The sequence below is a fragment of the Nocardia sp. NPDC051570 genome (genome assembly GCF_044454005.1).
Classification (GTDB): domain Bacteria; phylum Actinomycetota; class Actinomycetes; order Mycobacteriales; family Mycobacteriaceae; genus Nocardia.
Genome location: NZ_JBITDI010000021.1, coordinates 40,755 through 64,790, shown reverse-complemented (window position 1 = coordinate 64,790; position 24,036 = coordinate 40,755). Strand labels below are relative to the sequence as shown.

The window sequence follows — 24,036 nt, the reverse complement described above, 5'->3', positions numbered from 1 at the left end:
TGCGTCCGAGCCCGGAATCGAGTCTTCCGCCGGGACGGTTTCGTTGTAGCGTGAGTTGGTAGCTCCCGGTGCACTGGCCTGTGGAGAGAGGTGGGCATCATGGCCGACGAACGCGACCCGGACAACCGATTGACGGATGAGGTGTTCGAGATGGGCGATGACGAGCAGGAGGATCTCGACTACGACCTGGGCGATGACGACCAGGCCGACGAGGTCCGCGAATACGAGCGCTACATCACCGATCCGCCCGAGGATCTGGTCATCCGCTATCACGAGAACGACGACACCGGCCGGCTCGGCATAGCCAGCGAACTCGATCAGGAGTGGACCCGCCGTCGTCGCCGCGACGAGGAACGCTCCGAGGACGATCGCCCGGCCGAGGTGGCGGCGATGGAGGTCGTGGAGGAGTCCCGGGATCTATGAGCTTTCCCGGATTTCCCTTCGCGGGCTTGGACTTCTACGAGGATCTCGAGGCCGACAACTCGAAGGCGTTCTGGACCGCGCACAAGCATATCTACGACAAGGCCGTGCGCGGGCCGATGACCGCGCTGTGCGCGGAGCTCGAGGCCGACTTCGGTGCGGCCAAGATCTTCCGGCCGTATCGGGATGTGCGCTTCGCCGCGGATAAGCGGCCGTACAAGGACCATCAGGGCGCGGTCGTGCCCACCGCACCGGGCTCCGGCTGGTACGTGCAGATCGGCGCGCCGGGTCTGTTCGTCGCGGGCGGGCTGTACTCCGCGGCTCCCGAACAGCTCGCCCGGCTGCGCACGACGATCGACGACGAGGTGCGCGGGCATGAGCTCGAGCAGATCCTCGCCGAACTCACCGCCGCCGGCTACACGATCGGCGGCGAGCGGCTCAAGACCCGGCCCAAGGGCTTTCCCGCCGATCACCCGCGCATCGATCTGCTTCGGCACAAGGCGCTGGTGATCAGCAAGGACTTCGGCGCACCCGACTGGCTCGAAACTCCCCGCGCGGGCAAGGAGATTCGGCAGTCGTGGGAGACGCTGCGCCCGATCGTCGAATGGCTGGGCGCGGTCGTCGGGAACTAACGCCGCTCGGCCAGCAGCAGCGCGAACCGCCGAGCCGGATCGGTCCACACATGTTCGGTGGCGAATCCCGCGGTATCCAGTTCGGCGGTCAGGCCGTCGACCCGGAACTTGGCGGAGATCTCGGTGCGCAACTGCTCGCCGCGGGCGAATTCGACGGTGAGGTCGAGATCGGCGACGGTGACGGTCATATCCCGGGTCGCCTCCAGGCGCATCTCGATCCACTCGTTCTCGGTATCCCACAGCGCGACGTGGGTGAAGGCCTCGGGATCGAAATCCGCCCGTAGGCGAGAGTTCAAGACGTACAGCACATTCCGGTTGAATTCCGCGGTCACCCCGGCCGCGTCGTCATAGGCCGGGACCAGGACCGCCGGATCGATGACCAGGCCCGCGCCGAGCAGCAACTGCTCCCCCGGCTCGAGGACCTGCTGGATGCCCGAGAGGAATTCGGCGCGTTCGGCGGGGACGAGATTGCCGATGGTGCCGCCCAGGAAGGCGATCATGCGGCGGCCGCCGCCCGGGAGGTTGTGCAGGGTGTCGGTGAAGTCGCTGACCACGCCGTGCACGGCCAGCCCCGGATATCCGGCCGCGATCTCGGCGGCGGCGCCGCGCAGGGCTGATTCGGAGACATCCTGCGGCACATATGTTTTCAGCGAACCCTCGGCGCCGAGCGCATCCAGCAGCAGCCGGGTCTTGGCGGCCGATCCGGCGCCCAGTTCGACCAGCACCTGGGGCCGGGCGATCTGCGCGATCTCGCCGACCACCCGTGCCAGCAGCGCGCGTTCGGTGCGAGTCGGATAGTACTCGGGCAGTTCGGTGATGGCCTCGAACAGATCGCTGCCGCGTGCGTCGTAGAACCACTTGGGCGGCAGCGACTTCGGCGTCGAGGTGAGGCCGGATCGGGCATCGGCGCGCAGGGCGGCGGTGAGGTCGTCGTCGGTGAGGTGGATCTCCAGCGTCGGTGCGGTCATGAATGCGCCCTTTCGGATTCATCGAGTTCGAGAGATGCCACGGACAGCGCGCCCGGGCGCGCCGTCACCAGCTGCCGGTCGGGAATCGCCCGCCAGCGTGGATCGTCGTCATACGGTTCGGAGGCCAGCACGGCCGTATCGTCGGTCACCAGGGCCGACAGCGCGTGATACGCCGTTGTGGCCCAGAGGGTTTCGCCGTCGCTCAACAACAGGTTCAGCCGCGCCGCCGGGGTGTGCGCGAGGACGGCCAGCGCGACGCGGCGCAGGATCTCCCCGGGCTTATCGGGATCGCCCGCGCCGCCGCGGTCCAGCAGATCGCGCAGGACCACCCAGAGCGTGGCCGAATCGGTCCGCGACTCCGCCTCGATCAGCGGCGGCGTGTCGAATTCGGCGGCCACCGCGGTGAGGATGCGCTGCCAGTCCCCGATCACGCCGTTATGGCTGAATGCCCAGCGGCCGTGGGTGAACGGGGCGCAGGCGCTGCGTTCCACGGGCATGCCGACCGTGGCCGAGCGGACCGCGGCCAGCACCGCCTGCGAACGCAATTGCGGGAGCACCTCCTCCACCGCCGGGTCGGTCCAGATCGGTACCGCGTTGCGGTATCGGCTGGCCGCCGGGGCATTCGGCGGCGCATCGGCCGCGCTCCACCACGCCACGCCGAAGCCGTCGGCGTTGATGGTCCCGCCGCCGCGCATATCCCGCGGCGCCCAGGCCTGGGTGCGCAGGGAATGCGCGCCGCGAATCAGGATGTGTCCCACCGGAACCGGCGGTCCGAGATAGCCGAGGTGACGGCACATCAGCGCTCGTCCGGGACCAGATCGCGGGCCAGGCGGAAGCCGGAGAAGATCTGCCGGCGGATCGGATGGTCCCAGTTGCGGAAGGTTCCGCGGCAGGCGACCTGATCGGTGCCGAACGAACCGCCGCGCAGCACCTTGTAGTCACCGCCGAAGAACACCTCGGAGTATTCGCGATACGGGAACGCCTCGAAGCCCGGATACGGTTCGAAACCCGAGGCCGTCCACTCCCAGACGTCGCCGATCAGCTGATGCACCCCGGCGGGCGACGCGCCCTGTGGATACGCGCCGACATCGGCCGGTTCCAGATGTCGCTGGCCCAGATTCGCGGTCCGCTCATCGGGTTCGGCATCGCCCCATGGGTAGTCGCGCGAGCGTCCGGTGGCCGGATCGACGCGGGCCGCCTTCTCCCACTCCGCCTCGGTCGGCAGTCGCTTTCCGGCCCAGTTGGCATAGGCCTCGGCCTCGAACCAACAGACGTGCATTACCGGCTGCTGCGGGCGGATCAGCCGCATGGTCCCGAAAACCCTTCGCCACCACCGGTTGTCGCTGTCGCGCTCCCAGAACTGCGGCGCGGCCAGATCGGCCTGTCGCCGATGGGCCCAGCCGCGCTCGGACCACAGCTCCGGCCGCTCGTAGCCGCCGTCCTCGACGAACGCCACGTACTGGGCATTGGTCACCGGCGCGGCATCGATCGCGAAGCCGGGCACGTAGACAGGATGGGCGGGCCGCTCGTTGTCCAGCGCCCACGGATCGGTCGAGGTGCCCATGACGAATTCGCCCGCGGGAATGACGATCTCATCGGTCACCACGGCCCGGGACTGCGGCGCGGGCGGCGCGGACAGCACCGCCTGACCCGAGCGCAGCTGATGGGTGGCCAGCATGGTCTCGTCGTGCTGCTGCTCGTGCTGGGCGATCATGCCGAAGGCGAAGCCGCCCTCGATCAGCCGTGCACCGCGTAATCGGTGGTCGGCCAGCACATCCCACACCTTCTGCCGCACCTCGCCGACATAGCCGCGGGCCTCGTCCGCATCGAGCAGCGGCAGCGCCGGGCGATCGGCGCGGGGATGCTGGAACGCGTCGTAGAGATGGTCGATATCGGCGCGCACGGGCTCGCGCCCGCCGACATCGCGCACCAGCCACAGCTCCTCCTGATTGCCGATATGCGCCAGATCCCAGATCAGCGGGCTCATCAGCCGCGAATGCTGTGCCACCAGCTCGGACTCGTCGAGGCATTCGGTCAGCGCCGTCGTGCGCGACCGCGACCGGGTGAGCACCCGCGCGATCTGTTCGCGCATCCGTTCGGTCTCGGCGCGATCGGCACCGGTGAGATGTGTGGTCATGCGCACGCGCCCTTCATGATCCGGCCTCCTCGTCGAAGTGGTGCGCGGGCTCGCCCGTGGGCATGCGGCCGTCGCGACATCGGTTGACCGCCGCCCCGAGCTCCTGGGCCGCGTCCGGCGTGCGGGCGTGCTCGGCGGCCAGGGTCAGCAGTTCCACTGCGGTCGAACGGATTTCCGGATCGGCCAGTCCGCAGCGGGCCGCCTCCAGCCATTCGTCCGCGACCGGCGCCCCGATCCGGGTGGCCTCCGCGGTGACCGCGGGCGCCGACAGCAGCGCGTCGAGCGCGTGGATCGGGACCGTCCACCCGTCGCCGGGCTGCGCGTCGATATAGCGCACCTCCAGATGTCCCGAGGCCCGCACGGGCGGAAAGACCGTGGTCAGGTGGTAATCCAGATCCTCGGTATCCGGCCGGCGGCCGACCTCGTCGTCGAGTGCGCCGCACAGCCAGTCGGCGAAGGTCGCACCGGGCGGGGCCGCCCAGTCGTCGACCGTCTCCTCGCTGCGGCGCACGCACAGCAGCGGCACATCCATGACCCAGCGCGCGTAGTCGCCGATCGGATCGGACCACTGCCGCACCGGCGGCCGGGCGCGGGCATTGTCCAGCCGCAGCCAGGCCCGCATCCGCTGCGACGCCCAGGTGCCGACCGGTGCGCCGTGCAGATCGGGCGAGCAGGCGAAGGCCGCCACCAGGGCGGGACCGATGGTGTAGAGCGCGGTCCAGCGGGCCGCCACCTCTGCCCGGTCCGCCCCGGCGTCCACGCTGACCTGCGTCGCGGCGGTATTGCACATCATCAACTTGCCGAATGGTCCGATACCGGAGAACGTGCGCTCCATGGCCCGATAGCGCGGCAGCTGCAGCAACCGCTCGGCCAGGCGGTCGCCGTCGGCGGCCGCGGAACGGATTCGGATGGAACGAGATCGGAGCAGACGCTCCAACAGGCGGGCATCCGCCCGCAGGCGCTCACACAATTCGGTCGGATCGCCGAACGGGGCGCTGGAGAGTTCGACCTGCCCACCGGGTTCGATGGTGACCCGGCTGCCCCCGGGTAGTGGCAGGGCTGGAGATTCGGGGGCGATGGATCGCGGCGCATGCGATCCGAGTGCGTCGGCCAGCTCGGTGAGGCCGGGACGCGATCCGGACGCCGACGGCTCGTCCTGCGCGGTGAGCCACTCGAGTTCGGCGCCGATGAGCGTGGGTGGACCCTGTTTGAAGCAGACACCGCCGACATACGCCTCGGCCGCGGCCCGGGAGGAGAAGTCCGTCCCCGCGCCCGAAGGTGCCCGCACCGCCGTCACTGCCATGCCAACCTCCGAAGGGCTTGTTGAGCCGACCGAACCAGAGTAGCGGCGGGTACCGACAACAAATCTGCCGAATTCGTGACGAACCTGGCGGCCCGAAGGCAACATCGCAGGTCAACCGGACCACGCAAGAGTTTCGCAAATGTCACCGAACCCCCATTCGGGCCGTCTTCTATCGTCGGTGACGTGCTCGATCAGACTCGCCTGCGCGGCGACATCCCCGCCTACGACGACCCGACCCGACCGACACCGGTCTTCCTCGACAGCGCCGGATCCTCCCTGCCGCCGCGGATCGTTCTCGATACGACGATCGCGCATCTGCGCCGCGAGGCCGAGGTCGGTGGCTACCGTGCGGCGAACGAGCGCCTGGACGATCTCGCCGCGGTGAAGTCCGCGATCGGCACACTGATCAACGCCGACCCGTCGGGTATCGCGTTGAGCGACAGCTCCTCTCGCTCCTGGGCCGACTTCTTCTATTCGGTGCCGCTCGCCCCCGGCGACCGCATTCTGATCTCCGGATCCGATTACGCCAGCAATGCCATCGCCGCACTGCAGCGGGCGCGGGCCGCGGGCGCGGTCGTCGAGGCGATACCGAGCGACGAGTCCGGGCAGCTCGATATCAATGCCCTCGGTGAACTGCTCGACGAGCGGGTGAAGCTGGTGTCGCTGGTGCACGCCCCTACCAACGGCGGGCTGGTGAATCCGGTCGCCAAGGTCACCGAACTCGCGCATGAGGTGGGTGCGCTGGTGTTGCTGGATGCCTGCCAGTCGGTCGGTCAGATACCGCTCGATATCATCGAATTCGGCGTGGACGCACTGTCGGCGACCGGCCGCAAATGGCTGCGCGGGCCGCGCGGCACCGGATTTCTGTACGTGCGACCGGAATTGGCGACCACGATGGAACCGCAACGGCTGGATCTGCACAGCGCCGAATGGACGGGTCCGGCGGAGTACCGGCTCGCCGCCGACGCGAGCCGCTTCGAATTCTGGGAGTGCGATGTGGCCGCCCGGCTGGGTCTGGGCGCGGCCGTGCGGTATCTGCTGGATCTGGGTCCGGAGAACGTCTACGCGGCCGTCGCCGCCAATGCCGCGCACCTGCGCGCCGAACTGCCGCGGATCCCCGGTGTCACCGTGCGCGACCTCGGCGCCCGGCACAGCGGCATCGTGTCGTTCACCGTCGAGGGCGTCGAATCCACCGCGGTCCGCGACCGCCTGACCGGGCACGACATCACGGTCACCGTCAGCCATGCCCGCTCCACCCTGCTGGATATGTCGGCCCGGCGGCTGGATTCGGTGGTACGCGCCTCTCCGCACTGTTTTGTCACGGTGGCGGAACTGGACCGCTTCCTGGCCGCCGTGGCGGACCTCGCGCCGGGCCGGTGAATCAGGTATAGATCGTGCCGCCGTTGATGGCCAAGCACTGCCCGGTGATGAAGGCGTTACCCGCCATCGCCAGCACCGCCTCGGCCACCTCATCGGCCGAACCCATGCGCCCCATCGGAATTCGGTCGGCGATGCCGCCGCGCTTGAGCGGCTCGGCCATATCCGTGTCGATGGGTCCGGGCGCGACGGCATTGACCGTGATGCCCTCACTCGCCAGGCGGGACGCATAGCCACGGGTCAGGCCCTCGAGTCCGGCCTTGGACGCGTTGTAGTGCGGGCCGACCAAGCCGGGCCCGCGCGCCGCCGCGGAGGACATGTTGACGATCCGTCCCCAGCGCGCGGCCCGCATATCCGCGAGCACCGCCTGGGTGACCAGGAAGGCGGACTTCAGATTCACCGTGATCGTCTCGTCGAAGACCTCCTCGGTCAGCTCGTCCAGATCGACCACCGGCCCGATTCCCGCATTGTTGATCAGCACCCCGATCGGCCCCAGTTCGGCGCGCACCCGATCGACCAGTCCGCGCACCTGATCGCCCTCGGAGACATCCGCGCCGATCGCGACGGCCTTCCCGCCGCCGCTGCGGATCTGCGCGACGACATCCTCGGCCGCGCCGCCCTGACTGCGATAGTTCACCGCGACCGCCGCGCCCGCCCCCGCCAATCGCAACGCGATGGCCCGGCCCAGCCCGCGCGAGCCACCGGTGACGATGGCCACCCGGCCCGCGATGTCCGACGAGTCCGTCATGACAACCTCCTCCTCGTGATACGCCTCGACTGAACCGTAGCGGTTTCGGTCACGTATGTCGGAGTGCGGAGCGAGTGGGACCGGCCCACGCTCCTACTCGCTCCGCACCCGGGATGCGATCGGCCGGACGGCGAATTCCGCGGCGCGTCAGTGCAGCTGGTTCTGGGCCGGTTCCAGGCCGACGCGCAGCAGCAGCTCGACCGCGTCAGCGGCCTCCTCGACGAAGACCGGGAGGTCCTTGCGTTCGGGAGCGGCGAAGGGTTTGAGAACGAAGTCGGCGGGGTCCTGGCGGCCGGGCGGGCGGCCGATGCCGAAGCGGACGCGTAGATAGTCCTTGGTGGTCAAGGCATTCGAGATCGACCGCAATCCGTTGTGGCCGCCCTCGCCGCCGCCGCGCTTGAGGCGGATCGCGCCGAAGGGCAGGTCGAGCTCGTCGTGCACGACGATCACCTCGGTGGGCGGCACGGAGAAGAAGCGGGCCAGCGCGGCGACCGGGCGGCCCGAAACGTTCATATACGAGCGCGGTTTGGCCAGCAGGACCTTGCGCCCGTCGAGCCGGGCCTCCAGCAGATCGGCGCCCGACTTCTTGTGCACGGTGAAGCGGCCGCGGACGCGCTCGGCGAGCACGTCGGCGACCATGAAACCGACATTGTGCCGGGTGCGCTCGTATTCGGGTCCTGGATTACCCAGTCCGACCACGAGCGCCGGCCCGGCGTCCGATGCGGTCATCGAGAACTGTTGCGGCGCTGGATTATTCGGCGCTGGCGGCGGCCGCGCCCTCGCCGGCCTCCGGCTCGGCGGCCGGGGCCTCGATGATGTTGACGATCAGCTCGTCCGGGCTGCTGGCCAGGGTGGCGCCCGCGGGCAGCGGGATCTGGCTCGCGAGGATCTGGGTGCCGGCCTCGAGGCCCTCGATGGAGACCTCGAGCTGGTCGGGGATGTTCATGGCGTCGACCTCGATGTTGATGGTCGTGGTGCCCGAGGTGACCAGGGTGCTGGCGGCGGCCTCACCGGTCAGGGTAATCGACACGTCGGCGGTGATCTTCTCGCCACGACGCACGATCAGCAGGTCGGCGTGCTCGATGTAGCGGCGGATCGGGTGCACGACAACGGACTTGGTCAGCGCCAGCTGCTTCTTGCCGTCGATGTCCAGGTTCAGAATGGCGTTGGTGCCGTGCACACGCAGGATCGCGGCGAACGCGTGGGCGTTGATCGACAGATGCGTGGGGGCCTCGCCATGGCCGTACAGCACGGCGGGCACATTGCCGTCGCGGCGGGTGCGGCGGGCGGCGCCCTTGCCGAACTCGGTGCGGACGTTGGCTTCGAGGACGCTGACGTCGGACATGACAGATAACTCCTACGGCTTCGGCGGTCTGCAACAGTGGCCAGGGGCTGCCCTGGCAGAGGGGTCTGCTCGTCGGGCGAAGACCGAACAAGGACGGCCGGAAACCGGGTCCGCGTCGATCACGGTGCGCACAATGAAGTGCCTCACCCTCGCCGAGACAACCCGAAGAGAATAACACGCGCGAAGCGGCACCCTCGAATCCCCACCCCGGCCAGCCGGAGTGGCCTGTCAGCGGGACGCGGGGAACGTGGCGGCGTAATGGTCAACGTAGCGCCGACCGGCCCGGGCCGCCAGTTCGAGCATGAGTGTGTCGGTGGCCACCCGAACAGCCGCGCGATCGGCGGGCGGGAAGTAGCGCGGGCGGCCGAAGGCGATGCGGACCTTCGCGAAACGCAGGAAGCGGCGGCCGCGCGGATTGACCCGGTCGGTGCCCGAGAGTACGACCGGGACAACCGGTGCGCCGGTCCGCATGGCCACCCGGATCACGCCGGTGCGGCCGCGATAGATGCGGCCGTCGGGCGAGCGGGTGCCCTCGGGATGGATGCCCCAGATGCCGCCGCCGTCGAGGATGCCCGCCGCCGCGGCCATGGCATCGGCCGCCGCCGAACCGCCGGAGCGATCGACTCGCACCTGACCGGTCGCGGTCATCACCCATCGGTTGAGCCGTCCGCGCCAGCCCGGTTCGGTGAAGTACTCCTCCTTCGCGAGGAAGGTGATGCGTCGGGGCAGGACCAGCGCGAGGTACAGCGAATCGATGGCGGCCAGATGGTTGGCGGCGATGATCACCGGACCGTCGGCCGGAACATGCTGCAGCCCTTCCACCTTCGGCCGGCCGAGCAGGCGCAGCAGCGGGCCGATCAGGATGTGCTTCAGCAGCCAGTACCACATGGGGACCCCTCCGAGTTTGGTTGTAGACAATGTCTACTACGGCCGCGTAGACGCTGTCTACCCTTCGGAGGCTCTCTCTGACATGGCCCCGGGCGGGTAGGGGTTGTTCCACCCGCGACTGTTCCGGATCGGACATATCGCCTACTCTCGACATGTTGTGAACCTCTCTGTGACTGTCGTGCATCTGGTGGCCAGGCTGCATGTGGATTTGGGACGGCTGGCCGCGCAGCTCTGTCGCTGAAGCGCGCCCCGGGGCCGCTTCGGCCTACCCGAATCCTTTTCTCGTCTGGAGCTGTTCGTCATGTCTTCCCCCATTTCGCGTGCCCGCGTTCTGAATCCGGCGCGCTGGTCCTTCGGTGTGCAGATCCTGCTCGGCCTCGTGGTCGGCATCGTCGCCGGTTTCATCGCCCGAACCTGGGATGTCGTCTGGCTCACGAGCACGCTGAAGCAGGTCGGCGGCCTCTTCGTGCAGCTGCTCAAGCTCGCGGTGCCGCCGCTGGTGTTCACCGCGGTGCTGGTGAGCGTCGCGGGGCTGCGGCATGTCACCAATGCCGCCCGACTGGCCGGGCGGACGCTGCTGTGGTTCCTGGGCACGTCGCTGATCGCGGTCGCTGTCGGCATCGCGCTCGGCCTGATCACCAATCCCGGCCACGGCGTGAACCTTTCGCTGACCGGCGCGACGGCGCCCGATACCAAGGGCGGGTGGACCGACTTCCTCACCGGCATCATTCCGACCAATGTGGTGGGCGCGTTCACCGGCGGCAATGTGCTGCAGCTGGTATTCCTCGGCCTGGTCTTCGGCGTCGCCGCCATCAAGCTCGGCGAGGCCGCCAAACCCGTTCTGACACTGGCCGAATCGGTGCTGCAGCTGGTGCAGAAGGCGCTGTGGTGGGTGATCCGGCTTGCCCCGATCGGTACGGCCGGACTGATCGGCAAGGCCGTGGCCACCTACGGCTGGGATCTGCTGCGCCCGCTGGCGACCTTCACCGTCGCGGTCTACGCGGGCTGCCTCATCGTGCTGCTGGTGGTCTATCCGGTGCTGCTGCGCGTCGTCGGCGGGGTGAGCCCGATCCGCTTCTACGCCAAGGCCTGGCCCGCGATCGAGTTGGCGTTCGTCTCCCGCTCCTCGATCGGCACGATGCCGCTGACCCAGCGCATGACCACCGAAAGGCTGGGAGTGCCGGGCGAATACGCCTCGTTCGCGGTTCCGTTCGGGGCGACCACCAAGATGGACGGCTGCGCGGCGGTGTATCCGGCACTCGCGGCCATCTTCGTCGCGCAGATCACCGGCACCGAACTGGGCATCCGCGACTATCTGCTGATCGCCTTCGTCTCGGTGGTCGGCTCGGCCGCCACGGCGGGACTCACCGGCGCGATCGTCATGCTCACCCTGACCCTGTCCACCCTGGGCCTGCCGCTGGCGGGCGCGGGCCTGCTGCTGGCGATCGATCCGATCCTGGACATGATCCGGACCGCGACCAATGTGGCCGGGCAGATGGTGGTTCCGGTGCTGGTGGCCAGGCGCGAGGGGATTCTCGATCAGGAGGCGTTCGATCGTCCGCCCGCCTCGTTGACCACGCGCGAGACCGAACCGCAGGCGGTGCCCGCCGCGGCATAGGCGCGACAATGGCCCGCATGGGAGTCGAGGAGTCGCTGCGGGAACGGCTGGTGAGCACCGGCGTCGAGCTGCTGGAGCAGGTCGGCGCCGGACAGCTCGGACTGCGGGCCATCGCGCGGGAGGCCGGGGTGTCCCACGGCGCGCCGCGGCGACACTTCCCGACCCATAGTTCGCTGCTGGCGGCCGTGGCCGCGCGCGGATTCACCGATCTGCGAGCCGAATTCGAGGCGCACGCCGCGGCCGAACCGCGCGCCCGGATCGAGCGGATGGCCCTGGACTATGTGCGTTTCGCCGGTGAGCGGCCGGAGATGTTCACCCTCATGTTCCGCCACGATCTGCTGGAGGGTTCGGGGGAGAATCTGCGGCGACAGACGCTGCCGTTCTTCCGCGACTGGACCGAACTGGTCGCGGCCTGCGTCCCCGCGCACCCGGGTGACCACGCGCTGGAGCTGTGGGCGAATCTGCACGGTATCGCCACACTGGTCGCCAATCGCAGTATCGAACTGATCGCGCCCCGGGCCGATGTGGCCGAACTGGTCCGGGCGACCCTGGCCCGGCACCTCGACTCGCCGGGCGGCTGACCCGCACCGTCCAGTACCCTGGAACGGTTGCCGACCCCGCGCAGAGGAGCCGTTCCGTGAATTCCCCGACAGGCAATGTCGATGCGGCGTCCGCGGGTCCCTCCGTGGTTACGCAAGCTGCCGCCTCCGGGCCTTCCACTACCGCCAGGGCGACCATGTCCGGGCGGTTGGCCGAGGAAGTAGCGCGGCGCCGCACGTTCGCGGTCATCTCACACCCCGACGCCGGTAAGTCGACGCTGACCGAGGCGCTGGCGCTGCATGCCAAGGTCATCTCCGAGGCGGGCGCGATCCACGGCAAGGCCGGGCGCAAATCGACCGTCTCCGACTGGATGGAGATGGAGAAGGCGCGCGGCATCTCGGTGAGTTCGACCGCGCTGCAGTTCGAATACGGCGACTGCGTGATCAATCTGGTCGACACCCCGGGCCACTCGGACTTCTCCGAGGACACCTATCGCGTGCTGACGGCCGTCGACGCCGCGGTCATGCTCATCGACGCCGCCAAGGGTCTGGAACCGCAGACGCTCAAGCTGTTCCAAGTGTGCCGCCATCGCGGCATCCCGGTCATCACCGTGATCAACAAGTGGGACCGGCCGGGCCGCGCGCCGCTGGAACTGCTCGACGAGATCGCCGAGCGCATCGGCCTCACCCCGACCCCACTGTTCCTGCCGGTCGGCATCGCCGGCGACTTCCGCGGCCTGCTGCGCCGCGGAACCGACGGCGCCCCGGTCGAATACATCCACTTCACCCGCACCGCGGGCGGCGCGACCATCGCGCCGGAGGAGTCCTACACCCCCGAGCAGGCCCAGGCCCGCGAGGACGAGGTGTGGACCACCGCGGTCGAGGAGAGCGAACTGCTGTCGGCCACCGGTCAGGACCACGATCAGGAACTGTTCCTGGCGGGGCAGACCTCACCGGTCATCTACGGCTCGGCCATGCTCAACTTCGGCGTGCGGCAGATACTGGAAACCCTTGTCTCCCTTGCTCCCCCGCCCGGACCGCGCGCCGACGTCAAGGGCGAGCCGCGCGATCCGGCCGATCCGTTCAGCGCGGTGGTGTTCAAGGTGCAGGCCGGTATGGATGCCGCGCATCGCGACCGATTGGCGTTCATGCGCATCGTGTCCGGCGAATTCGAGCGCGGCATGGTGGTCACGCATGCGCAGACCGGGCGGCCGTTCGCGACCAAGTACGCGCTGACCGTGTTCGGCCGGGAGCGGACCACCGTCGACACCGCCTATCCGGGCGATGTGGTCGGCCTGGTCAACGCGACCGCGCTCGCGCCCGGGCACACGCTGTTCATCGACCGCAAGGTCGAGTTCCCGCCGATTCCCTCCTTCGCGCCCGAACACTTCGCGACGCTGCGCGCCCGCAGCGCGGGCAAGTACAAGCAATTCCGCAAGGCCATCGATCAGCTCGACTCCGAGGGCGTGGTGCAGGTGCTGCGCAACGACACTCGCGGCGACGCCTCGCCGGTGCTGGCCGCGGTCGGACCGATGCAGTTCGAGGTGGTCACCGCCCGCATGCAGAGCGAGTTCGGCGTCGAGACACAGCTGGACTTCCTGCCGTATCAGCTGGCCCGGCGCACCGACGCCGAATCCGCGCCGGAATTGGATCGGCAGCGCGGGGTCGAGGTCTTCACCCGCACCGACGGTGCGCTGCTCGCCCTGTTCAGCGATAAGTGGCGGCTGCAGTACATCCAGAAGGAAATGTCGACGATGACCCTCGAGCCGCTGGTCGCCGCCGCCGACTAACCCATGGTCTCGGCCGCGTCCGAGCCGTCGCCGTCGGATTGCATTCCGGGTTCGCGGGAGATCAATCCCCAACGGCTGGAGGTCAATCGGAGGCTGGGCAGATCCGACAGCGACAGCACGACCTCGTAGGTCCGCTCGTAGCCGGTGTGCGCGATGCGCCACTGGCCGTCATCGCAGCGGACATAGCGATCGGTGTAGAAGGCCGCCCCGCGCAGCAGCATGTTGTGACCGGGGATGAGCACGGTATCGGCCAGGTACCAGGTGCCGGTCGCGACATCGCCGTCGATATCGATCTCCGGGTGGTCACAGCGGTGTTCGGTGATGACATGCGGGCCGAGGGTGTTGCGCATGAACGCCAGGAACGCGTCGCGCGATTCGAACTGCAGATACTCGCTGTAGGTCGCGGTCGCCTCGGGAATCATGGTGTCGGCGAAGTCGTCCCAGGACTTGGTGTCGAGTGCCCGCAGGTACCGGAACTTCAGCCGGCTTATCGAGGAGACGGCATCGGAATCCATACTTCAACAATCCCATCCGATGCCGAAGATTCGCACGGATCGGGAAATCTGTAGCAGAGCCGAGTCCGGGCCTAGCTCCCGTTGATGGTGAAGCAGGTCTTGCAGAAGTCCTCGCCGAACCCGGTCAAGCGCAGGCTCTTTCGCACGATCTTGGGCGCGCGACCGGCCTGCTTCAATGCCGTCTCGACCAGCGGCTGCACCTCGAGGACCATATAGCGGCTCAGCACCACCGGATCGTCGGAGGTGATCAGCAGCCCGAGCCGGTTGAGGTTGATCAGATACAACCGGGCGCGATCGGGATAGCGCACCCCGGCCTGTTCGGGTACCGAGGTCAGATCGCCGGTGACCAGCTCCGAACCGATGCCCAGCGGGCGATTGGTGCGCACATCCACCGACGGCTGCGGCCCGTTGAGCGCCATGAACCGCAGGATGCGGGCCTCGTCGGGGGCGATCTGGTCCAGGATGCGGTCGTAGGCCGGATGCACATCCTCGGTGAAGTACACATCCGCGGACCGGGCCAGCAGCGCATCGCCGCGCCGACGCAGATCGTCGAGCGTCCCCGACCGGACATAACCGGTGGCGAGCGCGGTCTGCTGATGATGATTGTGCCCGTTGGAGGTCGGGACGTAGCTGACGATCTCGCGGACCGAACCCTCGGTCACGCCGAGGATGTTGCGCGCCACCGACTGCAATGCGGCCCCGGCGCGCTCGGCGATTTCGGCGGACGATTCGCCGTCCAATGCCGCCTGGGTGATCTGCTTGCCCACCTCGTAGGTGGTGCCGACGGCCCACTGACTGCCCCGCACCGCGGTCCCGGCCGCGAGTCCGGCCGCGCGGAATACGCCGCGAATCAGGCGGGCCTCGTTGCTGATCTGCCGTTGCTCCACATCTGAGCTGCGTTCCACCGCACGGGAACCGGGGCGGACCACATCCTGTCCGGTCCTGTCGTCTGCCACGTCCTTCTCCGTATCCAAGGTGGGTGCGCGGCCCACGCGTTATTGCCGCCGTCGCCGATGATGTGGTGAGGGTCATTCTTCCGGTACCCGCGACGTGAGCGCGACATTCCAGACCCGCGTGTGACCGAAGTCTCCCACCCAAGGGTCCAGTGAAGGGGAACCTTCACGAGAATTGGACCGGTTTCCTGAATCCACAGTAAGGTCCAGCGTGCCGACGGGGTACGTTGAGGTGCCGGTGTGGCGGCGGTCACCGGTATTGGGGTCGGCAGGAGGGTGTCGTGCTGGAGAGTTTGTTCAATGTCGCCCCGAGCTGGTGGCTCGAACTGATCACCATCCCCCTGTTCACCGGAGTCATCGGATACATCACCAACTGGACCGGCGTGTTGATGTTGTTCAAGCCGCTCCACTTCCACGGCCTGCATGTTCCGGGGCTGCGATGGTTGTTCCCCTATCTGCCGAAGCGAATTCAGGTGCTGCCACTGTTGCAGTGGGACGGCCGGATGGGGTGGCAGGGCATCGTGCCCTCACGCGCGGACAAGATGGCCTCGATCGCCGTGGACAAGGGCCTGGCCAAATTGGGCAGCGTCGGCGACTTCTACCGTGAGCTCGATCCCGACGCGCTGGCAGAGCATTTCATCGACATCGCGCAGGATCAGATCCGCGACATCGTCGAGGAAATCGCGATCCGTGAGCATCCACAGCTGTGGTTCAACCTGCCCACCCAGATTCGCGAGATGGTGCACGAGCGGGTGCGCCAGCAATTGCCCGAGATCCTGCGCGAGCTCACCGACGAGTTGGGCAACAACATCGAACAGCTCCTCGACGTCAAGTCGATGGTGATCCGCTACTTCCAATCGCGGCCGCAGTTGTTGAACATGGTGTTCCAGGTGCTCGGCGCAAAAGAACTGCGGTTCATGCAGAACTTCGGTTTCTACTTCGGCGCGCCGATGGGTGTGGTGCTGGTATTCCTGATGCATCTGTATCCGCATCCGCTGGTGGTGTTGCCCGTCGGCGGGGTGATCATCGGCTGGGTGGTCAACTGGATCGGCATCAATCTGATCTTCGAACCGGCCTATCCGAAATGGTGGTGCCCGTGGCGGCAGGGCCTGTTGATCAAACGCCAGCCCGAAATCACCGAGGGCTATGCGGATCTGGTGGCCAGCCAGATCATGACCTACGCCAATATCGGCGACGAACTGCTCAACGGACCGCGCTCGGATCGCACCATGCAGATCCTCGAGGACACCGTGCGCCCGGCGACCGATCGCGCGCTCGGGCCCGCGCGCGGCGCCCTGAAGTTCATGATCGGCAGCCGGGATTACGAGACGCTGCAGACCAGACTCACCGATAAGACCAAGGATCTCGCACCGGCCGCCTTCTCCGATCCGGCGTTCAACGCCCAGCAGAGCAAACAGGTCGGCGTCTACATCGCCAAACAGATGGCGGCGCTGAAGCCGCCGGACTTCGTGGACATGCTGCGCTCAGCCATCAAACAGGACGAGTGGCTTTTGTTCGTGCATGGCGGCGTATTGGGCCTGTTCGCGGGTTACGCTCATATCCTGATCTTCGGAACAGGAGTAGCACCATGGCCGTGGTGAACGACTCGGACAACGACGAAAGTCGCGGGTATTCCACCGAACTCGTGCCAAGGCGGAGCACAACCCCCGCCGTCCATTCCACCGGGCCCGTGCGCACCGCGACCGGCGTCGTCTGGGTCGCCCTGTCGGCGGTCACCGAGGCGACCGCGTGGGGGCTGGGCACCGCGCTGGGTGTCACGAGCACCGTCGTGCGCGGCAGTATGGCCGGGCGCCCGACGCGCGAGGTGTTATCCGAAGCCGGTGAACAGGTGCGGGATTCGGTGCGCCGGGCCCTGGGCATCCCGCCCGGATCCGAGGCGCCGAACGCGACGGCGAACATACCGGGCCTGCGCGATCGCGGTGCCGAACTGCTGCGCCGCTCGGCCGATGTGCACGCCGGCGACGACGATCATCCGGCCTTCGCGCGCATCCTCGCCGAACTGGCCCCCGACGAGGCGCGGATCCTGCGCCACCTGTATCTCGACGGTCCGCAGCCCGCCCTCGATGTGCGCACCGGACGCGCGCTGAATCCGGGCGCACCGCGAACGGCCATGGGCCTCAACATGATCGGCGAGGACGCGGCCCTGCGCTTCCCGGATCGCGCGGACTCCTATCTGACCAATCTGCGCCGCCTCGGCCTGGCCGAATGGACCCGCGAACCGCTGGACAATCCGACCCGCTATCAGCTCCTGGAATCCCAGCCCGAGGTGCGGAAACTGCTCAAGCGCAGCGGATTCGGCACCAAGGTGTTCTATCGCGGCATCGCGCTGACAGGCTTCGGTGCGGACTTCGTCCGCACCTGCCTGCCGGTACCGCCGCTGGATCAGGCGCTGTAGCTAACCGACCTGCTCGGCGAGTTCCATCCAGCGCTCCTCGGTGGACTCCTTCTCGGCCTGGACCTGTTTCAGTTCCGTGCCGAGGCTCACGAGCTTATCCGGATCGGTGACGGCCTCGGCGAGGGCCTTGTGCAGGCGGGCCTCGCGTTCGTCGAGCTTCTGGATGGCCCGTTCCAGTTTGGACAGCTCCTTGCGGGTGGCCCGATAGGCGGCCGAATCCGTCCCGGACGCGGCGGAATTCGCGGGTGCGGCGCCCGCGCGGCGCGTGGTCCCGGCCAGTGCGGCGCGGCGGCGCAGATACTCCTCGATGCCGCCGGGCAGGTTGGTGAGTTTGCCGTCGCCGAACAGGGCCCAGGTGGAATCGCAGATGCGCTCGATCAGATAGCGGTCGTGGCTGATCACCACGAGCGTGCCCGCCCAGCCGTCGAGCAGATCCTCGAGCTGCTGCAGGGTGTCGATATCGAGGTCGTTGGTGGGCTCGTCGAGCAGCAGCACATTGGGCTCGCTCATCAGGATGCGGGTCAGCTGCAGGCGGCGACGCTCACCGCCGGACAGATCACCGACCGGGGTGCGCTGCTTGGCCGGGGTGAAGCCGAGCCGCTCGGCCAGCTGGCTCGCCGAGACCTCCCTGTCGCCCAACGTGATTCGCTCAGCGATATCCGAAACCGCCTCCAGCACACGCATCTTCGTGGGCAGATCGTCGAGTTCCTGACGTAGCCAGCCGATTCGGATGGTCTGGCCCTGAATGCGCTTGCCGGAGGGCAGTTCCGTATCGCCCGCCAGCGCGCGCAGCAGCGTGGTCTTGCCGGAGCCGTTGACGCCGACCAGGCCGACCCGCTCGCCCGGGGCCAGCCGCCAGGTCAGATCGCGCACCAGTTCGCGCCCGTCCGGGGTGGACAGGGTGGCGTCCTCGAGCTCGATCACCACGCGCCCCAACCGCTTTCGCGCGAAGGCGGCCAGTTCGACGGTGTCGCGCGGCGGCGGCACATCGGCGATCAGCGATTCGGCCGCCTCGACGCGGTAGCGCGGTTTGGAGGTGCGGGCCTGTGGGCCGCGGCGCAGCCACGCCAGCTCCTTGCGGGCCAGATTGCGGCGGCGCGCCTCGGAGGCGTCGGATTGGCGAGAGCGCTCGGCGCGGGCGAAGATCCAGTCGTTGTAGCCGCCCTCGTAGCTTTCCACCTTGCCGCCCACCACCTCCCAGGTGCGGGTGGCGACAGTGTCGAGGAACCAGCGATCGTGGGTGACCACGACCAGGGCGCTACGCCGCGCCAGCAGATGTTCGGCCAGCCATTGCACGCCCTCGACGTCGAGGTGGTTGGTGGGCTCGTCGAGCACGAGCAGATCGAGCTCGCGAACCAGGGCCGCCGCCAATGCGACTCGGCGACGCTCGCCGCCGGAGAGGTTCGCGACCGGGGCGTCCATGCCGAGGTCGGCGATGCCGATGCCCTCGAGCACATTCCGGATGCGCGGATTGGCGGCCCATTCATGTTCGGCCACCCCGTCGGTCCGGGCGTCCTCGGCCAGACCGGCGAGCACCACCTCGCCGACCGCGGCGCCCTCCGGCAGCACGCCGCGCTGGGTGACCACGGCTATACGCAGCCCACCCACGCGGCTCACCCGGCCGCTGTCGGGCGGCTCGAGTCCGGTCAACACCTCCAGCAGCGTCGTCTTACCGCCGCCGTTGAGACCCACGACCCCGATCCGCTCGCCCTCCTGCACGCCGAGCGAGACGTCGTCCAGCAACGGCGTGATGCCGAAACTCTTGTGGACTTGTTCCAGGTTGATCAGGTTTGCCATGGGTCCTCGGTGTTGTCGGTACTTACCTCGAGCCAGCCTACTGGGATGGCGAAGTTGGCACCGACTCCGATCAGGTGGACCGCATCGCCGATATCGTCGGCTGATCGGTCGGAGGTCAGGGGCGCGGGGTGGGCTCACCGAGGACCCGCGCTCCCGGCACCGGCGCGCTGGCCGTGCGGACGCTGCGACATACCCCGGCCCCGGACAACTCGGCCGAGACGGCCACGGTCGCGGCCTCGTCGGCACAGAGGAACGCACAGGTGGGCCCCGAACCGGAGACGATTCCGGCGAGGGCGCCCGCCTCCACGCCCGCGCGCAGCGTGCGGCGCAGCTCCGGTTTCAGCGACAGGGCCGCGGCCTGCAGATCGTTGCCGAGCAGCGGGGCGAGCTGACGCGGATCGCCGGAGGCCAACGCCTGCAACAGTTCCTGAGGCTCGCCCAGGCGCGGCGGATCGCCCTGGTCGCGCAGTCGATCGAGTTCGCGATACACCGCCGGGGTCGACAAACCGCCCTTGCCGAGGGCCAACACCCAATGAAAACTGTTGCGGGACAACACCGGCAGCAGCTTCTCCCCGCGCCCCCGCCCCAGCGCGGTGCCGCCGTAGAGCGCGAACGGCACATCGCTGCCGAGTTCGGCCCCGATCGCCGCCAGCTCATCGCGCGCCAGACCCAGATCCCACAGCTCGTTGAGCCCGACCAGCGCGGCGGCCGCATCGGCGCTGCCGCCGGCCATACCGCCCGCCACCGGAATCCCCTTGCGGATCGCGATCTCCACCAACGGCGCTCGGCCGCCCACATGCGCGAGTCGCACCGCCGCCTGCCAGACCAGATTCGTACGATCGGTCGGCACGTCGGCCGCGCCCTCGCCGCTCACTCGCACCGCGAGTGAGCTCGCCGGGGCGATCTCCACGTCGTCGCTCAACGAGAGCGCCTGGAATACCGTGGTCAGCTCGTGATAGCCGTCGGGGCGAGCCTCACCCACTCCCAGGTGCAGGTTGACCTTCGACGGCGCCCGCACGACCACGGGACTGGGCACAACTGAAAGCACGAGCCCCAAGCGTAATGCGGACACCGCCCTCATGTGACAAGGCACTTGCTTCTAGTACCCCCCATGGGTATGTTCAGAGATGTCGGGGATACCCCCGCACCGTATAAAACCGAAACCGAGGAGTCGATCATGGCCACCAGCACCTACACCGTCACCGGCATGACCTGCGGCCACTGCGTGTCGGCGGTGCAGAAGGAGATCGGCAGGATCGACGGCGTCTCCAGCGTCGATGTCGACCTCGCCACCGGCCGGGTCCTGGTCGAATCCGCCGCGCCGATCTCCGATGCCGAGGTCGTCGCCGCCGTCGACGAGGCGGGGTACGAGGTGGCGAATTCATGAGCGACCCGGCCCCCCGGGCACGGCGATTCTCAGACGGTCACGACAGGGGGTCACGATGAGCGCGCCCACGAGTGAACGCTCGGTCGAACTCGAGATCGGCGGTATGACCTGCGCCTCGTGCGCGGCCCGAATCGAGAAGAAGCTCAACCGGATCGACGGTGTCACCGCGACGGTCAACTACGCCACGGAGAAGGCGCGGGTCCACTTCCCGACCTCGGTGAGCGCCGATGATCTGATCGAGAAGGTCGTCGACGCCGGATACACCGCCCAGCTGCGCGACACCGCCGCTTCGGCTGGGGCAGCGGCGGATTCGACGCCGTCACCGGCGCGACAGCTGCGGCAGCGGTTACTGATCAGCCTCGCGCTGGCCGTGCCGGTGATCGCCCTGGCGATGGCGCCCGCCCTGCAATTCCGTAACTGGCAATGGCTTTCGCTCACGCTGGCCACGCCCGTGGTGTTCTGGGGCGGGGCCGCGTTCCATCGCGCCGCGTGGGTCAACGCGCGGCATGCGACCGCCACCATGGACACCCTGATCTCGCTGGGCACCCTCGCCGCCTATGCCTGGTCGGTGTACGCGCTGTTCTTCGGCGATGCCGGAATGCCCGGTATGAAGCACGGTTTCAGCCTCGCCGTCGAGCGCGGCTCTTCGGCGGGGAATATCTATCTCGAGGTGGCGGCCGGGGTGATCGTCTTCATCCTGGCGGGCCGATACTTCGAGACCCGGGCCAAGGAGCGGGCCGGATCGGCGCTGCGGGCGCTGCTGGAATTGGGCGCCAAGGAGGTCGCGGTGCTGCGCGACGGCGTCGAGATCCGGCTTCCCGTCGACCGATTGCGGGTCGATGAGACCTTCCTGGTCCGCCCCGGGGAGAAGGTCGCCACCGACGGCGTGGTGACCGACGGCAATTCCGCGATCGATATGAGCATGCTGACCGGTGAGTCGGCGCCGATCGAGGTCGGTCCGGGTGATCAGGTCGTGGGCGCGACCGTCAATGTCGGTGGGGTGCTGACGGTTCGGGCCACCCGAATCGGCTCGGATACCCAGCTGGCGCAGATGGCGACGCTGGTGGAACAGGCGCAGGACGGTAAGGCGCCGGTGCAGCGGCTGGCCGATCGAGTGGCCGGGGTGTTCGTACCGATCGTCATCGCGATTTCCGTTGTGACGCTGGGTTTCTGGCTGGGCTCGGGAGCATCGATCGCGACCGCGTTCGGCGCGGCGGTGGCGGTGTTGATCATCGCGTGCCCGTGTGCACTCGGATTGGCCACGCCCACCGCACTTCTGGTCGGAACGGGGCGCGGGGCGCAGCTGGGCATCCTGATCAAGGGTCCGCAGGTGCTGGAGTCGACCCGGCGCATCGATACCGTGGTGCTGGACAAGACCGGCACCGTCACCACCGGGACGATGACTCTGGCACAGGTGATTCCGGTGACCGGTCAGGATGAGGACGAACTGCTCGCGGTCGCGGCCGCGGTGGAGCACGGCTCCGAACATCCCGTGGCGCGGGCCGTCGTCGCCGGGGCCACGAAGCGCGGACTCACGCCGGAGCCGGTGCGGCAGTTCGTCTCCCACGGCGGCAAGGGCGTACAGGGCATGGTCGGCGAGCGCGCGGTGGTGATCGGGCGCACCGAACTGCTCGCGGATTGGGCCGTCGCGGTGCCGGAGTCGTTGGGGCGGGCCAAATCCGAGGCCGAGGCCGCCGGACGGACCGCGATCGTGGTCGCCTGGGACGGTATCGCGCGGGGCGTGCTGGTAATCGCCGATGCGATCAAATCCACCAGCGCCGAGGCGATTTCGGACCTGCGGGCACTGGGCCTGACCCCGGTGCTGCTGACCGGCGACAATGCCGCGGCCGCGCGTACGGTCGCCGAGGAGGTCGGCATCGACGAGGTGATCGCCGAGGTACTGCCCAGCGACAAGCTGGATGTGGTGAAACGGCTGCAGGATCGAGGCCGGGTCGTCGCCATGGTCGGCGACGGCGTCAACGATGCGGCCGCCCTCGCCCAGGCCGATCTGGGCCTGGCCATGGGCACCGGCACCGATGTCGCGATCGAGGCGAGCGATATCACCCTGGTCCGCGGCGATCTGCGCACGGTCGGCACGGCCATCCGCCTGTCCCGGGCCACCCTGCGCACGATCAAGGGCAATCTGTTCTGGGCCTTCGGCTACAACGTCGCGGCCCTGCCCCTGGCCGCCGCGGGCCTGCTCAATCCGATGCTGGCCGGGGCCGCGATGGCGCTGTCGAGTGTGTTCGTGGTGAGTAACAGCCTGCGGCTGCGGGCATTTCGCGCCGGGATCTAGCCCTGCTGGGCGAGCCTGACGAAGGCGGCGGTGTCCAGGGTTTCGCCGCGGGCAGTGGGATCGATGCCCGCGGCGACCAGGCGATTCTCCGCCTCGGCCGCCGAGCCCGCCCAGCCCGACAGGGCCGCGCGTAAGGTCTTGCGGCGCTGGGCGAATGCGGCATCGACGACGGCGAAGACGCGGCGGCGATGGTCGTCGTCCTGCGGCCACGGCGGGGTGATGTAGCGCTCGATGCGGACCAGACCGGATTCGACCTGGGGAACCGGCCAGAAGACCTGGCGGCCGACGGCCCCGGCCCGGCGGACGGTACCGAAGAATCCGGCCTTCACGCTCGGCACACCGTAGACGCGCGATCCGGGTTCGGCCGAGAGCCGATCGGCGACCTCCGCCTGAACCATCACCAGAGCGGTTCGCAGACTCGGCAATTCGGCCAGCAGATGCAGCAGCACCGGAACCGCGACGTTATAGGGCAGATTCGCCACCAGCGCGGTCGGGCGGCCCGGCAGATCCGCGGCCCGTACCCGCAGCGCGTCGGCCTCGACCACGCTCAACCGCTCGGCCAGTCCGGGCGCGCGCTCGGCGACGGTTCCCGGCAACCGCGCGGCCAGCACCGGATCGATCTCGACGGCGATCACCCGATCCACCACATCCAGCAGCGCCAGCGTCAACGAGCCGAGTCCCGGACCGACCTCGACCGCCACATCGTCGCGCCCGACGCCCGCCGCGGCGACGATCCGCCGGACGGTGTTCCCGTCGTGCACGAAGTTCTGCCCGAGCTGTTTGGTGGGTCGCACGCCGAACCGCTCCGCCAATACCCGGACCTCGGCCGGGCCGAGCAATTCGGCCTGCCCCCGGGCAGCGATAACAGGTTCGGACACGCCCGACAAACTACCAAGCGGCACGGGTC

Annotated in this window: 23 protein-coding genes; 10 read left to right on the top strand and 13 right to left on the bottom strand. The window is 68.4% G+C overall.

All coding sequences use genetic code 11. The annotated features are described in order from the left end of the window. The first annotated feature begins 99 nt into the window (after positions 1–99). Together ACIA76_RS36980 and ACIA76_RS36975 are read left to right on the top strand one after the other, a co-directional pair. Positions 100–423 (top strand): hypothetical protein, encoded by a 324-nt coding sequence (locus ACIA76_RS36980; protein ID WP_397158981.1) that lies wholly within the window; start codon positions 100–102, stop codon positions 421–423. Then, positions 420–1,052, top strand: a complete 633-nt coding sequence (locus ACIA76_RS36975) for a DUF2461 domain-containing protein (RefSeq protein WP_397158979.1) — start codon at positions 420–422, stop codon at positions 1,050–1,052. The genes ACIA76_RS36980 and ACIA76_RS36975 overlap by 4 nt, the downstream gene beginning before the upstream one ends. On the opposite strand, the gene egtD is transcribed toward ACIA76_RS36975, so the two are convergent. The 4 genes from egtD to egtA are packed head-to-tail and all read right to left on the bottom strand — an operon-like array spanning position 1,049 to position 5,460. Then, a complete protein-coding gene (gene egtD, locus ACIA76_RS36970) occupies positions 1,049–2,020 on the bottom strand; it encodes an L-histidine N(alpha)-methyltransferase (RefSeq protein WP_397158977.1) in 972 nt (323 codons plus the stop codon). The genes ACIA76_RS36975 and egtD overlap by 4 nt on opposite strands. Continuing rightward, positions 2,017–2,817: an ergothioneine biosynthesis protein EgtC gene (gene egtC, locus ACIA76_RS36965; protein WP_397158975.1), complete on the bottom strand. Its 801-nt coding sequence runs from the start codon at positions 2,815–2,817 to the stop codon at positions 2,017–2,019. The genes egtD and egtC overlap by 4 nt, the downstream gene beginning before the upstream one ends. After that, positions 2,817–4,157 carry an ergothioneine biosynthesis protein EgtB gene (gene egtB, locus ACIA76_RS36960; protein ID WP_397158973.1) on the bottom strand — a complete coding sequence of 447 codons (1,341 nt, stop codon included), beginning with the start codon at positions 4,155–4,157 and terminating at the stop codon, positions 2,817–2,819. Before egtB ends, egtC begins: the two co-directional genes overlap by 1 nt. Positions 4,158–4,170: 13 nt before the next feature. After that, on the bottom strand, positions 4,171–5,460 hold the full coding sequence (egtA, locus tag ACIA76_RS36955; protein WP_397158971.1) for an ergothioneine biosynthesis glutamate--cysteine ligase EgtA: 1,290 nt from the start codon (positions 5,458–5,460) through the stop codon (positions 4,171–4,173). A 183-nt stretch (positions 5,461–5,643) separates the two neighbouring features. Here egtA and ACIA76_RS36950 point away from each other — a divergent pair, with 183 nt between their 5' ends. Further along, positions 5,644–6,840: an aminotransferase class V-fold PLP-dependent enzyme gene (locus ACIA76_RS36950; RefSeq protein ID WP_397158969.1), complete on the top strand. Its 1,197-nt coding sequence runs from the start codon at positions 5,644–5,646 to the stop codon at positions 6,838–6,840. Between the two features lies 1 nt (position 6,841). Here the strand turns inward: ACIA76_RS36950 and ACIA76_RS36945 are convergent, their stop codons facing one another. The 4 genes from ACIA76_RS36945 to ACIA76_RS36930 all read right to left on the bottom strand — a co-directional run bounded on the left by ACIA76_RS36945 (position 6,842) and on the right by ACIA76_RS36930 (position 9,818). Then, complete coding sequence (locus ACIA76_RS36945; RefSeq protein ID WP_397158967.1) at positions 6,842–7,585, bottom strand: SDR family NAD(P)-dependent oxidoreductase; 744 nt, start codon at positions 7,583–7,585, stop codon at positions 6,842–6,844. 147 nt (positions 7,586–7,732) lie between these two features. Further along, positions 7,733–8,314, bottom strand: coding sequence for an aminoacyl-tRNA hydrolase (gene pth, locus ACIA76_RS36940; protein WP_397158965.1), 582 nt, complete (start codon positions 8,312–8,314; stop codon positions 7,733–7,735). A gap of 22 nt (positions 8,315–8,336) precedes the next feature. Beyond that, positions 8,337–8,930: a 50S ribosomal protein L25/general stress protein Ctc gene (locus ACIA76_RS36935; RefSeq protein WP_397158964.1), complete on the bottom strand. Its 594-nt coding sequence runs from the start codon at positions 8,928–8,930 to the stop codon at positions 8,337–8,339. A gap of 228 nt (positions 8,931–9,158) precedes the next feature. Then, on the bottom strand, positions 9,159–9,818 hold the full coding sequence (locus ACIA76_RS36930) for a lysophospholipid acyltransferase family protein (protein ID WP_397158962.1): 660 nt from the start codon (positions 9,816–9,818) through the stop codon (positions 9,159–9,161). Between the two features lie 301 nt (positions 9,819–10,119). Here ACIA76_RS36930 and ACIA76_RS36925 point away from each other — a divergent pair, with 301 nt between their 5' ends. From ACIA76_RS36925 to ACIA76_RS36915, 3 genes are all read left to right on the top strand, one after another. Then, on the top strand, positions 10,120–11,436 hold the full coding sequence (locus tag ACIA76_RS36925) for a dicarboxylate/amino acid:cation symporter (protein WP_397158960.1): 1,317 nt from the start codon (positions 10,120–10,122) through the stop codon (positions 11,434–11,436). Between the two features lie 17 nt (positions 11,437–11,453). Beyond that, the gene (locus ACIA76_RS36920; protein ID WP_397158958.1) at positions 11,454–12,017 is read left to right on the top strand and encodes a TetR/AcrR family transcriptional regulator; all 564 of its coding nucleotides are present in this window, start codon (positions 11,454–11,456) and stop codon (positions 12,015–12,017) included. Between the two features lie 155 nt (positions 12,018–12,172). Beyond that, positions 12,173–13,765, top strand: a complete 1,593-nt coding sequence (locus tag ACIA76_RS36915) for a peptide chain release factor 3 (protein WP_397159093.1) — start codon at positions 12,173–12,175, stop codon at positions 13,763–13,765. On the opposite strand, the gene ACIA76_RS36910 is transcribed toward ACIA76_RS36915, so the two are convergent. Further along, positions 13,762–14,280, bottom strand: a complete 519-nt coding sequence (locus ACIA76_RS36910) for a nuclear transport factor 2 family protein (protein WP_397158956.1) — start codon at positions 14,278–14,280, stop codon at positions 13,762–13,764. The two genes, ACIA76_RS36915 and ACIA76_RS36910, sit on opposite strands and share 4 nt — an antisense overlap. A gap of 71 nt (positions 14,281–14,351) precedes the next feature. Then, the gene (locus ACIA76_RS36905; protein WP_397158954.1) at positions 14,352–15,236 is read right to left on the bottom strand and encodes an Abi-alpha family protein; all 885 of its coding nucleotides are present in this window, start codon (positions 15,234–15,236) and stop codon (positions 14,352–14,354) included. Between the two features lie 278 nt (positions 15,237–15,514). Here ACIA76_RS36905 and ACIA76_RS36900 point away from each other — a divergent pair, with 278 nt between their 5' ends. Further along, positions 15,515–16,834 carry a hypothetical protein gene (locus ACIA76_RS36900; RefSeq protein WP_397158953.1) on the top strand — a complete coding sequence of 440 codons (1,320 nt, stop codon included), beginning with the start codon at positions 15,515–15,517 and terminating at the stop codon, positions 16,832–16,834. Continuing rightward, entirely contained in the window at positions 16,822–17,649 is an 828-nt protein-coding gene (locus tag ACIA76_RS36895; RefSeq protein WP_397158951.1) for an Abi-alpha family protein, read from the top strand. Before ACIA76_RS36900 ends, ACIA76_RS36895 begins: the two co-directional genes overlap by 13 nt. Here ACIA76_RS36895 and ACIA76_RS36890 read toward each other — a convergent pair whose 3' ends face one another. Beyond that, positions 17,650–19,446: an ABC-F family ATP-binding cassette domain-containing protein gene (locus tag ACIA76_RS36890; RefSeq protein WP_397158949.1), complete on the bottom strand. Its 1,797-nt coding sequence runs from the start codon at positions 19,444–19,446 to the stop codon at positions 17,650–17,652. A gap of 115 nt (positions 19,447–19,561) precedes the next feature. Beyond that, positions 19,562–20,494, bottom strand: a complete 933-nt coding sequence (locus ACIA76_RS36885; RefSeq protein WP_397158948.1) for a 4-(cytidine 5'-diphospho)-2-C-methyl-D-erythritol kinase — start codon at positions 20,492–20,494, stop codon at positions 19,562–19,564. Positions 20,495–20,623: 129 nt separating this feature from the next. Here ACIA76_RS36885 and ACIA76_RS36880 point away from each other — a divergent pair, with 129 nt between their 5' ends. Together ACIA76_RS36880 and ACIA76_RS36875 are read left to right on the top strand one after the other, a co-directional pair. After that, positions 20,624–20,833 (top strand): heavy-metal-associated domain-containing protein, encoded by a 210-nt coding sequence (locus tag ACIA76_RS36880; RefSeq protein ID WP_397158947.1) that lies wholly within the window; start codon positions 20,624–20,626, stop codon positions 20,831–20,833. 55 nt (positions 20,834–20,888) lie between these two features. Then, complete coding sequence (locus ACIA76_RS36875; RefSeq protein WP_397158945.1) at positions 20,889–23,129, top strand: heavy metal translocating P-type ATPase; 2,241 nt, start codon at positions 20,889–20,891, stop codon at positions 23,127–23,129. On the opposite strand, the gene rsmA is transcribed toward ACIA76_RS36875, so the two are convergent. Then, positions 23,126–24,007 carry a 16S rRNA (adenine(1518)-N(6)/adenine(1519)-N(6))-dimethyltransferase RsmA gene (gene rsmA / locus ACIA76_RS36870; protein WP_397158943.1) on the bottom strand — a complete coding sequence of 294 codons (882 nt, stop codon included), beginning with the start codon at positions 24,005–24,007 and terminating at the stop codon, positions 23,126–23,128. The two genes, ACIA76_RS36875 and rsmA, sit on opposite strands and share 4 nt — an antisense overlap. Between the last annotated feature and the right edge of the window lie 29 nt (positions 24,008–24,036).